This window comes from Aquabacter sp. DMC10, from assembly GCF_056314145.1.
Window position 1 is genome coordinate 339853 of sequence record NZ_JBQUYX010000002.1, and the last position, 12220, is coordinate 352072.

A 12220-nucleotide genomic window follows, 5' to 3' on the forward strand; every position below is an offset into this window, starting at 1 on the left:
ACTGAACCATGTTTCCCCCAGCCCCAAATCCCCCGATCACCGCGACCCCGGCCAAGTTCGGGGACAAGGACCTGATCCGGAAGTCGGCGTCCACCATCACGCCGGCCTCCCCGCGGCAGACCGAAGTGGCCAAGCTCATCGACGTGTCGAAGTGCATCGGCTGCAAGGCCTGCCAGGCGGCCTGCCTGGAATGGAACAATCTCCATGAGGAGATCGGGACCTTCAACGGCAGCTACACCAACCCGCCGGACCTGACGCCCAACTCCTTCACGCTCATGCGCTTCACCGAATGGGTGAACCCGCAGACCGACAATCTGGAATGGCTGATCCGCAAGGACGGCTGCATGCATTGCGAGGACCCGGGCTGCCTCAAGGCCTGCCCGGCGCCCGGCGCCATCGTGCAATATTCCAACGGCATCGTGGATTTCATCCACGAGAACTGCATCGGCTGCGGCTATTGCGTGAAGGGGTGCCCGTTCAACATCCCGCGCATTTCGAAGGTCGATAACAAGGCCTACAAATGCACCTTGTGCTCCGACCGCGTGGCGGTGGGACAGTGGCCGGCCTGCGCCAAGGCCTGCCCCACCCAGGCCATCGCGTTCGGCACCAAGGACGAGATGAAGAAGTGGGCGGACGGGCGCATCAAGGACCTGAAGTCCCGCGGCTATGCCAATGCAGGGCTTTATGATCCCCCCGGCGTGGGCGGCACCCACGTCATGTATGTGCTCCAGCATGCCGACCAGCCGCAAATCTATGCGGGCCTGCCCAAGGACCCGCATATCAGCCCGCTGGTGGAAGCCTGGAAGGGTGTCACCAAATATGTGGGCCTCGCCGCCATCGGCCTCGCCGCGGCGGTGGGCTTCGTCCACCACGTGGTGGCCGGTCCCAACAGGGTCTCCGAGGAGGACGAGGCGAATGCCGAGAAGCTCACGGGGAGTGACCGCACATGAGCGCCTATGACCTGGAAAAGGGCGACGGCGTCCACAAGGGCCATCCGGTCACCGTGGACCGCTACACGCTGGGCGCCCGGATCAATCATTGGGTGACAGCCATCAGCCTGATCCTGCTGGCCTTGTCCGGCATGGCCCTGTTCACGCCCAAGCTCTATTTCCTGACCGCCCTCTTCGGGGGCGGTCAGTGGACCCGCGCCATCCATCCCTGGATCGGCGTGGTGCTGTTCTTCTCCTTCGCCGGTCTCTTCCTGCGCTTCTGGAAGGCGAACCTGTGGAAGCGGGAGGACGGCACCTGGCTCGCGCGCATCCGCGACGTGATCGCCGGCCATGAGGAGCGCCTCCCGGAAGTCGGCAAGTATAATGCCGGCCAGAAGGGCGTCTTCTGGGGCATGTCGCTGCTCATCATCGTGCTGATTACCAGCGGCTTCGTGGTATGGGACCAGTATTTCTACGCCTTCACCACCATCGAGCAGAAGCGCATCGCCATCCTCGTCCATGCGCTGGCGGCGGTGGCCATCATCTGCGTGTGGATCGTGCACGTTTATGCGGCCATCTGGGTGCGCGGCACCATCTCCGCCATGACCAAGGGACAGGTCACCGGCGGCTGGGCCTGGCGCCACCACCGCAAATGGCTGCGCGAGCTGGTCTCCACCCGCCGCGCCGGCAAGCCGCCCTCGCCGGCGGAATGAGCCTTCACGGACGAGGGGCATCGCGTCGCCTCGTCCGTGCACTCACCAAGAGTCCCTGACCAAGCGTCATAGAATTGCCGGCCCACGGACCGAATGTGGCGCATGGCCCGTTCGCTCTTGGCGATCGTCCCGTTTCCAGCCACGTGACCCGTGAGGTTCGTGAGGTCCCCATGTCCGATTTTCCGAGCGCCGTCCTGCCTGATCCGACCGTCATCGGCGGCGTGCCGCAACCACCCTTCGCGCGGCTGCCCGCCCCCCTCTCGCTGTTCGAGATCCGCGCCCGCCGCCTCGCGGCCTTGACGGAAGACAACGCGCTCGCCGCCTATCTGAACTTCCTGGCCGGCATCGCCAGCGCCCAGCACGCCATCCAGCACGATGAGAGCGCGCCCCTCCCCGCCCCCGAAGGGCCGGACGCGGAAACCCTGGAGCGCGCGCGCGCCTATGGCATGCCGCCCCTCGACCGCACCCGCTTCACCCAGGACCCCGCCTTCGAGGCGACGCTGGACCGCCTGCTGGCGAAGCTGGAAGGCCTCGACAAGCCCGCCGCCGCCGCCGCCGCGCTCGCCCGCGTGCAGGCGGCCGACCCCGCTGGCCGCGACGCTTTGGTGCGCAATGTGCTGGCCGATTCCATCCCCATGGAGGCGCTGGCCGAGCATGTCTATGTGGCCGCCGCCCTCCAGGTGCATTTCGCCCGCCTCGCCGCGCGGCTCGACGAGGCCGGCCTTGTGGACGTGGGTCAGGGCGTGTGCCCCACCTGCGGCGGCCCGCCGGCCGCCAGCGTGGTGGTGGACTGGCCGCAACTGGCCGGCGCCCGCTATTGCGCCTGTTCGCTCTGCGGCACCTGGTGGAACCATGTGCGCGTGCGCTGCGTGCTGTGCGGCTCCACCAAGGGCATCGGCCTCCAGGAAGTGGAGGGCGGGTCCGGCGCCGTCAAGGCCGAGACGTGCGATAGCTGCCATGGCTATGTGAAGGTGCTCTACCAATCCAAGGACCCGTTGGTGGAGCCCCTGGCGGATGATGTGGCGAGCCTCGCCCTCGATTTGTTGATGAAGAACGGCCCCTATCGGCGCGGCGCTTTCAATCCGTTCCTGCTCGGCTATTGAGGCGGCCATGACCGAGCAGAAACCCGCTCTCGCGGGCGCCTTGCGCGCCTTGCCCTCCGTGGACCAATTGCTCTCCGCCGCGCCCGAGGCGGTCAACCGCCATGGCCGCGCGCCCGTGGTGGCCGCCGCCCGCGCGGCCCTGGACGCGGCCCGCGCGGCCCTGCGCGCCGGCACCCTCCCCTTCCCCGAAGGCGAGGCCCTCGCCGCCCTCACCAAGGCCATTGAGGCGCAGCTTGCCGCACAGGCGCAACCCAGCCTGCGGCCTGTCTTCAACCTCACCGGCACGGTGCTGCACACCAATCTCGGCCGCGCCTTGCTGGCGGAGGAGGCGGTGGAAGCCGCCACCCGCGCCATGCGGCACGCGGTGACGCTGGAATTCGCCCTCGATGGCGGCAAGCGCGGCGAGCGGGACGACCATGTGCGCGGCCTGTTGTGCGACCTCGCGGGCGCCGAGGATGCCACCGTCGTCAACAACAATGCCGCCGCCGTGCTGCTGGTGCTGAACACCCTCGCGCACGGCAAGGACAGCATCGTCTCCCGCGGCGAGCTGATCGAGATCGGCGGCGCCTTCCGCATGCCGGACATCATGGCCCGCGCCGGCACGCGCCTTGTGGAAGTGGGCACCACCAACCGCACCCATGCCCGCGACTATGAGGGCGCGCTTGGCGCCGAAACCGGCTTGGTGGTGAAGGTGCACACCTCCAACTACCGCATCCAGGGCTTCACCAAGGAAGTCCCCGCCCGGGAACTCTCCGCCATCGCCCACAAAGCGGGCGTGCCGCTGTTCAATGACCTCGGTTCCGGCACGCTCATTGATTTGGCCGACCACGGCTTGCTGCACGAGCCCACCGTGCGCGAATGCGTGGCGGAGGGAGCGGACATCGTCACCTTCTCCGGCGACAAGCTGCTGGGCGGGCCGCAGACCGGCTTCATTGTCGGCCGGCGCGATCTGATCGCGCGCATCAACAAGAATCCCATGAAGCGGGCGCTGCGGGTGGACAAGATTCGCCTCGCCGCCCTGGAGGCGACGCTGAAACTCTATCAGGACCCCGACCGGCTGGCCGCGCGCCTGCCGACGCTCCGTCTTCTGGCCCGCACCCCCGCCGAAATGGCGCCTTTGGCCGAGCGCCTCGTGCCCGCTTTGGCCGAGCGGCTGGGGCCGGCCTTCACCGTCACCATCAAGCCCTGCCGCAGCCAGATCGGCTCGGGCGCGCTGCCGCTGGAAACCCTGGACAGCCTCGCGCTCGCGCTGGCGCCGGCGGATGGCTCCGGCCGCAAGCTCGACGCCCTCGCCACCCGCCTGCGCGCCCTTCCGGTGCCCGTCATCGGCCGCATGGAGGAGGGCGCCCTCCTCCTCGATTTGCGGTGCCTGGAGGACGAGGCCGGCTTCCTTGCCACCTTCGCCGCCTGGGAGGATCGCCATGGGCTGGCTTGATCGCCTCCTCGGTCGCAAATCCGCCGACACCAAGCCGGACGACAAGCCGGTCGACCTCACCGACCAGGACGCGGCCATGGCCCGCGCGCTGGAAGCCGCGCGCACCGGCGACTATGACGCCGCGCTCGACCTGTGGGAAAAGCTCGCCCGCATGGGCAATGCCCGCGCCGCCAACAATATCGGTGCCTGCTTCTCGGAAGGCTATGGCATCGAGAAGGACATGGAGCTGGCCCGCCGCTGGCTCGCCGCCTCCGCCCAGGCGGGCGACCCCGTGGGCCAGCGCAACCTCGCCACCCTCTATTTCAAGGGCGAGGGCGTGCCGCAGGACTATGCCCACGCCGCGGAACTTTATCGCTCCGCCGCCGTGCAGGGCGATGGGCCGGCGCAGGACATGCTGAGCTGGATGCTGCTGGAAGGCGAGGTGATGCCCACCGATCCGCGCGAGGCGCGCCGCTGGGCGCTGGCCGCCGCCGAGCAGGGCATCGCCACCGCCATGACCCGCCTGGGCATGATGGCCCACAATGCGCTCGCCACCACCCGCGACCCGGTGGAAGCCGCCCGCTGGTGGCGCATGGGCGCCGAGCGCGGCGATGCGGATGGGCAGGCCATGCTGGGCGCCGCCTATCATCTGGGGGCCGGCGTGCCGCGCGATCCGGTGGCCGCCTACGAATGGCTCTTGCGGGCGGAAGCCGCCGGCAGCGGCCTCGCCGCCCCCTTCCTGGAGCCGGTGCGCGGCGCGCTCACCACCGAGGGCGCCGCCGAGGCGGTGCGCCGCGCCAAGCAGCCCCTCCCCGTCCCGCAGGTGGAGACCGCCGGCGCATGATCATCGGGACGGCCGGCCATATCGACCACGGTAAGAGCGCGCTGGTGCGCGCGCTCACCGGCGTCGAGACCGACCGCCTGAAGGAGGAGAAGGCCCGGGGCATCTCCATCGACCTCGGCTTTGCCTATCTGCCGGTGGAGGGGGTGGGCACGCTCGGCTTCATCGACGTGCCCGGCCATGAGCGCTTCGTCCACACCATGCTGGCGGGCGCCACCGGCATTGATTTCGTGCTGCTGGTGGTGGCCGCCGATGACGGCCTGATGCCGCAGACTCGCGAGCATCTGGCCATTTTGGACCTGCTCGGCCTCGACCGGGGCCTTGTCGCCCTCACCAAGTCTGACCTGGTGGACGAGGAGCGGCTGGGTCACGTCACAGCCGAGATTGAAGGCGCGCTCGCCGGCACCAGCCTGGAGGGCGCGCCCATTCTCCCCGTCTCGGCGGTGACCGGCGCGGGGGTGGAGGCGGTGCGCGCCCATCTGGTGGAAGCCGCCCGGCACGCGCCGGACCGCGCCGCCGACGGGCGGTTCCGCCTCGCCGTGGACCGCTCCTTCACTTTGGCGGGCGCCGGCACGGTGGTGACCGGCACGGTGCTCTCCGGCACGGTGAAGTTGGGCGACCGAGTGGTGGTGAGCCCGACCGGCCTTGAAGCCCGCGTGCGCTCCATCCGCGCCCAGGACACTCCGGCGCAGGAAGGCCGGGCCGGCGACCGCTGCGGCCTCAACCTTGCCGGCGAAGCCATCGCCAAGGAGGCCATCGCACGCGGCGACGTGATTGTTGATGCCACCCTCCACGCCCCTGCCGACCATCTGGACGCCACGCTGAAAGTGCTGCCCGGCGAGGCAAAGCCCGTGGGCCAGTGGTTTCCCGTGCGCCTCCACACCGCCTCCGTGGACGTGGCCGCCCGCGTGGTGCTCCTGGGCGATCCCATCGCCCCCGGGGCCAGCGGCCTCGTGCAATTGGTCACCGAGCGCCCCATCGCCGCCGCCGCGGGCGACCGCTTCGTGATCCGCGACACCTCGGCCCAGCGCACCTTGGGCGGGGGGCGGTTCCTGGATCTGCGCGGTCCCGCCCGCAAGCGCCGCACGCCCGAGCGCCTCACCCAGCTCGCCGCCCATGCCCTAACCGACCCCTCCGCGGCGGTCAGCGCCCTCCTTGCCCGCCCGCCTTATCTCCTGGACCTTGCCGCCTTCACCCGCGACCGGGCGCTCGCCGCCGGCGCCGCCGATGCCCTCGTCGCGACCCTCGGCCTCGTGCCCCTCACCGCCGACGGCCTGGTGGTGGCCCCCGCCACCTGGACCGCCCTCCGTGAGGCGACGCTGGCCGCCCTCGACGCCTTCCACCTCGCCCATCCCGATTTGCCGGGCCTTGGCCAGGAGAAGCTCCGCCTCCAGATCGAGCCCCGCCTGCCCGCCGCCGCCTTCGGCGCGGCGCTCCGCCGGCTCATGGCCGACCATCTGGTGAGCCTGGACGGCGCCTGGGTGCGCCGCGCCGGCTTCGAGGTGCGCCTCACCCCGAAGGACGAAGCCCTCTGGGCGGCGGTCGCCCCCCTCATCGGCGGCACCGAGCGCTTCCGCCCGCCCCGCGTCCGCGACCTCGCCACCCTGCTCGAGGAGGGCGAGGCGGACATGCGGCGGATGCTGCGTCTGCTCGGCCGGATGGGCCGTGTGGACGAGATCGCGCACGACCATTTCTTCCTCCGCGGAACAACGGCGGAAATGGTCGACATTCTGGCCCGCCTAAGCCGAGATCACACCGAGTTCACCGCCGCCCAGTTTCGCGATGAGGTGGAAAACGGCCGCAAGGTGGCGATCCAGATCCTGGAATTCTTCGACCGCCACGGCGTCACCCTGCGCCGTGGAGATCTGCGCCGAATCAACCGCCACCGGCTGGACCTCTTCCGCGCGCCGGTGGATGATGGGCCGGCGAAGGACCTGTCCGGCGCGCCGGATACCTCGCCCCAAGCCATTGCGGCGGAACATGTTTCGGCCCGTGCCGATGGAAGAGAAGCGTCCCTGGTGGGGCGTCCGGACTTCAAATCCGGGAGGGGCCGCGAGCCGGTCCTTGGTGGGTTCGACTCCCACTCTCTTCCGCCACCCCCTGCCCCCGCGAAGCCTCGCTGATCTCCAGACAAGTCCTTGACCGGAAAGGCCGAAATGACCCGCGCCACAGACTTCCTGGCCGAGCTTGCCGCCCGCGCCGAAGAGGCCGGAGCCGCCGAGAACGCCTTCCGGGCGGAAGCGGAAGCCCGCGCCGCCGCCCTCGGCCGCGCCCGGGCCGAGGCCCACCGCCGGTCCAATTTCCTGCGGCTGGTCGCCACCTCGGCCGCCTCTGCGGAAAGCCCGGAAGCCGCTGAAATCGCAGCCCTTTCCCTCATCCGCAGCCGCTTCGGCTGGGACCAGGAGACCCCCGCCCGCGCCGAGGTCCTCACCCATTTCGCCCCTCTCGCCCGCGCCTTGCACGCGGCCGCCCGGCCGGAGGAGGAAGTGGGCGACGAGTTGGTCGCCGATCCCGCTAACGCTTTGTCCGCGTTTGAGAATTGGTACGCCGAAACGCGCGAGAGCAGCTTCTGGGACCTGTTCGAGCACTATATGCCGGAGACGCCCCGTGTCGATTTCTAAGGGCCGTTCCAGCCGCCGCAAGCGGGCGAGCGACAGCGATTTCGAGGACTGGCTGCAGGCCACCTTCGCCGCGAAAGGCTCCTTTACCGCCTTGATCCTGCTGGTGAAAATTTCCGAGCCGGAGATCACTCCGCTCGCCTCCACCTTCCTCAACGTGCTCGGCGACGACGTCACCTGGCCCCAGATGGCCGCCCTTCTGGCCGGCTCCGGCCACCCCTGGGACGGCGCCGCCTTCATCCCCGTAAATGGGCCCCTCCCCAACCCCGAAGCCCGCAGCCAGCTGCGCGCGCTGGAGGCCCGGGTGCGGGAAGACCGGCTCGTGCTGAACGAGGGCCAGCTGTTCGACCTGTGGGGCCGCCGGCTAAAGGTGGAGGAAGCGCCGATCCATTGACCTCAAGTGTTTGTCGCGAAAGGGTTTTTTAGACGCATGGTCAGCGGATGGGGAAGTCGAAATAGGTGTCCGGGAAGGGCTCGCCGCGCAAGGTGAAGTGCCACCATTCCATATGGAAGGGATCAAACCCGTGCCGCCCCATGATGTCGGCGAGGAAATCGCGATTCGCCTTCTGTTCCGGGGTGACATCGCTGGAACCCGGCCATGATCTGGTGGAGAACAGGTCAAAGGGGGTGCCCATGTCCAGCGGCGTGCCGCTGAGGTCTGCCAGGGTGAGGTCCAAGGTCGATCCGCGGGAATGGCCCGACCGGGCTGCGATATAGCCCAGGGAAAAAAGCTCTGTCTTTTCAAGCTCCGGGTAATATTCCGCCCGCGTCCTCAGGTCCGCCGTATCCGCCGCCCAGCGGGCGAAATGGGCCACTGCCCGCGCCGGCCGATAGCAATCATAGATGAGGAGCGAGAGCCCCTCACGCTCCACCGCCCGCGCCACATCGGCCAGCGCCTCGCAGGCAGGGCGGGTGAGAAAGCAGCGGGCCGCCTCATAGCCATCCACGCGGGTGCCAACAAAATTGTTGGTGCCATGGTAGCGCACATCGAATCGGGCTTTGGCCAGCACTTCGCCCAGGTCGCGGAAATCGGCCGGAGGCGTTTCCAAAACGAGTGCGGGCGCAAGGGCTTGGCTCGCCGCGGTCCCACTGTTCTCGCCCCTCATGCTCATGCCTCCGGCTGGATTGTCCCAGCCTAGGGGGCAAGGGCGACCGCGCGCAATCAGCCCCGGCCGATCCGCAGGTCCGATTGGAAGGCGCGCAGATGGACGCCGCGCAACGGATCGTCGGGGCGCGGCTGGGGATCGTGCAGCGGATGGGGATTGGGAAAAGGCTCGCGCCGGGGCTCGCGCGAGGGATCGCCCTCGGGCAGAGGTGGAAGGCCGGGCGTATTGGGCTCCGGCGGCAGTGGCGGATCTTCCAAGGGTGCGGGCGGCGGGATCGGCACTTCGGGCGGGCGGATGGGGTCGGTGCCCGGCGTGGCGGCGAAGGAGCGAAGGTGCGCGACGGGGATCATGGCGGTCCCTCCAGGCTTATGGGTGGGCCCTTGGGTACGAAACGCCCCCAAGGACCGGGTCTCCACCAACGCCGGACCGTGCCGCGGGTTCCCGCAGCAAGTGTTGCGGCAGCACTCTTCTTTCGGACCGCTAGGATCGGCGCCGAAAATCTTACCCATTTGCAGGAGAAGCGCTTGGGCGCACCGGGCGCCAAAAAGAAAAGTGCCGGACCTCTTGCGAGGCCCGGCAAGTATCGCCGCAGAGCGGCGAACCTTCCAGAGGGGAACAGCTGCTGCACCGCACAAGGTGCAAGCAGCGCATCAACACAATGCCCTCACCTTAGGCATAATGCAATGCGGAATGACCGCATGTCAGGCATGAGCCTGACGCTTAGCTTTTTGCAGGGCAAAAGGGCCACACCGCCCGCCCCTGACACAAATCAGTAATTCCAGCGCTGCGCCTTGGAAATGAGGAAGTCTCGGAAGACCTGGATACGGGCCACCGAGCGCATTTCCTGAGCATAAGTGAAATATGCCTCCAACTTGGGCGTCTCCCGATCGGTGAATAGCTGCACCAGGGAGGAGGCATCGTCAGTGAGGTAGTCCGGCAGCGTACCGATGCCGACGCCGCGCTCCACCGCCCGGCGCAGGCCCAGCACGGAATTCACCTCGAACGCCGGCACGCGCGGCGCCCCGCCGTCGCGCCCGGCATGCTCCAGCCAGTTCAGGCCCTGGAAATAGCTCGGGATCGGGCCACCCAGCAGCAGGATGCGATGTTTGTCCAGCTCGTCCACGCCCCGAGGATGGCCATGGCGCTTGATATAGTCAGCCGAGGCATAGGCATGGAAATGCACCGTGAACAGCTTGCGCTGCACCAGGTCCGGCTGCACCGGCTGGCGCATGCGAATGGCCACATCCGCCTCGCGCATGGCCAGATCCAGCTCCTCGTCGGTCAGGATGAGCTGGATGCGAATGTCGGGATAAAGCTCCACGAATTCGCCCACCCGCGCGGTGAGCCAATGGGTGCCGAGGCCCACCGTGGTGGTTACCCTGAGCTCGCCATTGGGCTTTTCCCGGCTGTCGGTGAGCTGGGCGCGCGCCGACTCGAGCTTGAGGAAGACCTCGTGCGCCGTGCGATAGAGCAGTTCGCCCTGCTCGGTGAGAATGAGGCCGCGGGCATGGCGGTGAAAGAGTGGAACCTTCAGTTCCTGCTCCAAGGCGGACACCTGCCGGCTCACTGCCGATTGGGAGAGCCCCAGCGTCTCACCCGCATGGGTGAAGGAGCCCGCCTCGGCCGCGACATGGAAAACCTTAAGCTTGTCCCAATCCATCCTGGCGTGCCCCCTGGCCCGGGACAGCCCACCAATGTGCGGCGCCCGGATCTGTCTTATCGAATACGGAAATCAGCCCTGCGCCGCCGCTAAGCCGCGGCGCGGACCCACACTCATTCGGCGGCGGCCTGCACCTCGTGCGCGGCGAGGAAGCGCTCGGCCTCCAGTGCCGCCATGCAGCCGCGCCCGGCCGCGGTGACCGCCTGCCGGAACACGTCGTCCGCCACGTCGCCGGCCGCGAACAGGCCAGGCACCGAGGTGGCGGTGGAATCGGGCGCGGTCCACACATAGCCGTTGGGCTTGAGCTTCACCTGACCGTCCACCAGAGCCGTGGCCGGCGCATGTCCTATGGCCACGAAGACGCCGTCCGTGGGCAGCTCGCTGAGCGCCCCGGTCCGCACGTCCCGCAGCCGCACGCCCCGCACGCGGGCCGGCTCGTCGTCGCCCAGGATCTCATCCACCTCGGCGTGCCAGACCACATTCACCTTGGGATTGGCGAACAGCCGATCCTGCAGGATGCGCTCGGACCGCAGCTTGTCGCGGCGATGCACCAGGGTCACGCGGGCGGCAAAATTGGTGAGGAAGAGCGCCTCTTCCACGGCGGTATTGCCGCCGCCCACCACCACCACATGCTTGCCGCGGTAGAAGAAGCCGTCGCACGTGGCGCAGGCCGAAACCCCACCGCCCCGGAAGGTCTCCTCCGAGGGCAGGCCGAGCCAGCGCGCCTGGGCGCCGGTGCACAGGATCACCGTCTCGGCCACATAGACCTGGCCCGAATCGGTGGTCAGGCGGAACGGACGCTGGGTCAGGTCCAGGGCATTCACATGATCGGAGACGATGCGCGTGCCCACATGCTCCGCCTGGGCGCGCATCTGGTCCATGAGCCAGGGACCCTGGATCACATCCGCGAAACCGGGAAAGTTTTCCACATCTGTGGTGATGGTGAGCTGGCCACCGGGCTGGATGCCCTCGATCAGAACCGGCTCGAGCATCGCTCGCGCCGCATAGATGGCAGCCGTATAGCCGGCCGGTCCTGAGCCGATGATGACGACCTTTACATGTTGGGCAGGCATGAAAACCTCGAAACGCCAAGCATCGCGCCGGGGCGGATCCCGTGCGTCGGAATGTCCGACGCCGCCGCGCCAGACCGGCAGCGAGCCATGCATCAATGTAGGGGCTGACACGCACCATCACAAGGCAAGAGGTTCACGCAAGGGCGCGGGGGCGATCACGAAATATTATTTCGTTGCACTGCCACAAGCCTGCACTAAGGTGCCGACGCTTTCCGCGGGAGGAACCCACCTTGACCATTCATCTCGACGCCGTGGACTGGAAGATCCTGTCCGAGCTCCAGCTGGACGGCCGGATGACGAATGTGGAACTGTCGCGCCGGGTGGGCATCTCCGCGCCACCGTGTCTGCGCCGTGTGCGTGCGCTTGAAGAAGAAGGCATCATCCAGGGCTATCGCGCGCTGCTGGACGAGAAGCGGCTGGGCTACGACCTCATGTCGTTCGCCATGGTCCACCTGATCAGCCAGGCGGAAGCCGATCTGACCGCCTTTCAGGCGCGCATCGATGCCTGGCCGCTGGTGCGCAGCGCCTGGATGCTCTCAGGGGATGTGGATTTCCTGATGCTGTGCGTGGCGCCCGACCTGCGCACCTTCCAGAACTTCGTCCTGGAAATCACCGCCGCGCCCAATGTGCGCAACGTCAAGACGGCGCTGTCGCTGGGGCAATCCAAGAACGCGCCCATCGTGCCCCTGGTGCCAGAGACGGCCAAGGCGACGCCCGCCCGCTAAGGTCCTGCCGGCGGGTGCGACCCGCCGGCGGCTCTCAA

13 protein-coding genes, 1 tRNA gene and 1 pseudogene are annotated in these 12220 nt (G+C 68.3%); 10 read left to right on the forward strand and 5 right to left on the reverse strand.

What is annotated here, in order from left to right:
* The first annotated feature begins 8 nt into the window (after window positions 1-8).
* The 6 genes and pseudogenes from fdxH to selB form a co-directional block, all read left to right on the forward strand.
* The gene (gene fdxH / locus ACT54L_RS06345) at window positions 9-950 is read left to right on the forward strand and encodes a formate dehydrogenase subunit beta (protein ID WP_476084703.1); all 942 of its coding nucleotides are present in this window, start codon (window positions 9-11) and stop codon (window positions 948-950) included.
* Window positions 947-1642, forward strand: coding sequence for a formate dehydrogenase subunit gamma (locus ACT54L_RS06350; RefSeq protein ID WP_476084704.1), 696 nt, complete (start codon window positions 947-949; stop codon window positions 1640-1642). The genes fdxH and ACT54L_RS06350 overlap by 4 nt, the downstream gene beginning before the upstream one ends.
* Before the next feature lie 170 nt (window positions 1643-1812).
* A complete protein-coding gene (gene fdhE, locus ACT54L_RS06355; RefSeq protein ID WP_476084705.1) occupies window positions 1813-2745 on the forward strand; it encodes a formate dehydrogenase accessory protein FdhE in 933 nt (310 codons plus the stop codon).
* A gap of 7 nt (window positions 2746-2752) precedes the next feature.
* A complete protein-coding gene (gene selA / locus ACT54L_RS06360; RefSeq protein WP_476084706.1) occupies window positions 2753-4180 on the forward strand; it encodes an L-seryl-tRNA(Sec) selenium transferase in 1428 nt (475 codons plus the stop codon).
* The gene (locus ACT54L_RS06365) at window positions 4167-5003 is read left to right on the forward strand and encodes a tetratricopeptide repeat protein (RefSeq protein WP_476084707.1); all 837 of its coding nucleotides are present in this window, start codon (window positions 4167-4169) and stop codon (window positions 5001-5003) included. The genes selA and ACT54L_RS06365 overlap by 14 nt, the downstream gene beginning before the upstream one ends.
* Window positions 5000-6817: pseudogene (gene selB, locus ACT54L_RS06370) on the forward strand (selenocysteine-specific translation elongation factor); the annotation flags it as partial. The gene ACT54L_RS06365 and the pseudogene selB, both read left to right, overlap by 4 nt.
* Here the strand turns inward: selB and ACT54L_RS06375 are convergent.
* Window positions 6740-6982 carry a hypothetical protein gene (locus ACT54L_RS06375; protein WP_476084708.1) on the reverse strand — a complete coding sequence of 81 codons (243 nt, stop codon included), beginning with the start codon at window positions 6980-6982 and terminating at the stop codon, window positions 6740-6742. The pseudogene selB and the gene ACT54L_RS06375 overlap by 78 nt on opposite strands.
* A gap of 18 nt (window positions 6983-7000) precedes the next feature.
* Between ACT54L_RS06375 and ACT54L_RS06380 the strand changes: the two genes are divergently transcribed.
* The 3 genes from ACT54L_RS06380 to ACT54L_RS06390 all read left to right on the forward strand — a co-directional run bounded on the left by ACT54L_RS06380 (window position 7001) and on the right by ACT54L_RS06390 (window position 8012).
* A tRNA-Sec gene (locus ACT54L_RS06380) sits at window positions 7001-7096 on the forward strand.
* Window positions 7097-7156: 60 nt separating this feature from the next.
* A complete protein-coding gene (locus ACT54L_RS06385) occupies window positions 7157-7621 on the forward strand; it encodes a hypothetical protein (RefSeq protein WP_476084709.1) in 465 nt (154 codons plus the stop codon).
* On the forward strand, window positions 7608-8012 hold the full coding sequence (locus ACT54L_RS06390; RefSeq protein WP_476084710.1) for a hypothetical protein: 405 nt from the start codon (window positions 7608-7610) through the stop codon (window positions 8010-8012). Before ACT54L_RS06385 ends, ACT54L_RS06390 begins: the two co-directional genes overlap by 14 nt.
* A 40-nt stretch (window positions 8013-8052) precedes the next feature.
* Here ACT54L_RS06390 and ACT54L_RS06395 read toward each other — a convergent pair whose 3' ends face one another.
* The 4 genes from ACT54L_RS06395 to trxB form a co-directional block, all read right to left on the reverse strand.
* Window positions 8053-8724 (reverse strand): M15 family metallopeptidase, encoded by a 672-nt coding sequence (locus ACT54L_RS06395; RefSeq protein ID WP_476084711.1) that lies wholly within the window; start codon window positions 8722-8724, stop codon window positions 8053-8055.
* Window positions 8725-8780: 56 nt separating this feature from the next.
* Window positions 8781-9074 (reverse strand): hypothetical protein, encoded by a 294-nt coding sequence (locus ACT54L_RS06400; RefSeq protein ID WP_476084712.1) that lies wholly within the window; start codon window positions 9072-9074, stop codon window positions 8781-8783.
* A gap of 419 nt (window positions 9075-9493) precedes the next feature.
* The gene (locus tag ACT54L_RS06405; protein ID WP_209104617.1) at window positions 9494-10384 is read right to left on the reverse strand and encodes a LysR family transcriptional regulator; all 891 of its coding nucleotides are present in this window, start codon (window positions 10382-10384) and stop codon (window positions 9494-9496) included.
* A gap of 113 nt (window positions 10385-10497) precedes the next feature.
* Entirely contained in the window at window positions 10498-11457 is a 960-nt protein-coding gene (gene trxB / locus ACT54L_RS06410; protein WP_476084713.1) for a thioredoxin-disulfide reductase, read from the reverse strand.
* Between the two features lie 230 nt (window positions 11458-11687).
* Between trxB and ACT54L_RS06415 the strand changes: the two genes are divergently transcribed.
* Window positions 11688-12182 (forward strand): Lrp/AsnC family transcriptional regulator, encoded by a 495-nt coding sequence (locus ACT54L_RS06415; RefSeq protein WP_476084714.1) that lies wholly within the window; start codon window positions 11688-11690, stop codon window positions 12180-12182.
* Window positions 12183-12220: the final 38 nt, after the last annotated feature.

Bases quoted from the DNA above. Each gene is read 5' to 3' on its own strand.
- ACT54L_RS06375 (WP_476084708.1), bottom strand. From the start codon at position 6,982: ATGTTCCGCCGCAATGGCTTGGGGCGAGGTATCCGGCGCGCCGGACAG.
- trxB (WP_476084713.1), bottom strand. From the start codon at position 11,457: ATGCCTGCCCAACATGTAAAGGTCGTCATCATCGGCTCAGGACCGGCC.
- ACT54L_RS06385 (WP_476084709.1), top strand. From the start codon at position 7,157: ATGACCCGCGCCACAGACTTCCTGGCCGAGCTTGCCGCCCGCGCCGAA.
- fdxH (WP_476084703.1), top strand. From the start codon at position 9: ATGTTTCCCCCAGCCCCAAATCCCCCGATCACCGCGACCCCGGCCAAG.
- ACT54L_RS06405 (WP_209104617.1), bottom strand. From the start codon at position 10,384: ATGGATTGGGACAAGCTTAAGGTTTTCCATGTCGCGGCCGAGGCGGGC.
- fdhE (WP_476084705.1), top strand. From the start codon at position 1,813: ATGTCCGATTTTCCGAGCGCCGTCCTGCCTGATCCGACCGTCATCGGC.
- selA (WP_476084706.1), top strand. From the start codon at position 2,753: ATGACCGAGCAGAAACCCGCTCTCGCGGGCGCCTTGCGCGCCTTGCCC.
- ACT54L_RS06365 (WP_476084707.1), top strand. From the start codon at position 4,167: ATGGGCTGGCTTGATCGCCTCCTCGGTCGCAAATCCGCCGACACCAAG.
- ACT54L_RS06395 (WP_476084711.1), bottom strand. From the start codon at position 8,724: ATGAGGGGCGAGAACAGTGGGACCGCGGCGAGCCAAGCCCTTGCGCCC.
- ACT54L_RS06350 (WP_476084704.1), top strand. From the start codon at position 947: ATGAGCGCCTATGACCTGGAAAAGGGCGACGGCGTCCACAAGGGCCAT.
- ACT54L_RS06400 (WP_476084712.1), bottom strand. From the start codon at position 9,074: ATGATCCCCGTCGCGCACCTTCGCTCCTTCGCCGCCACGCCGGGCACC.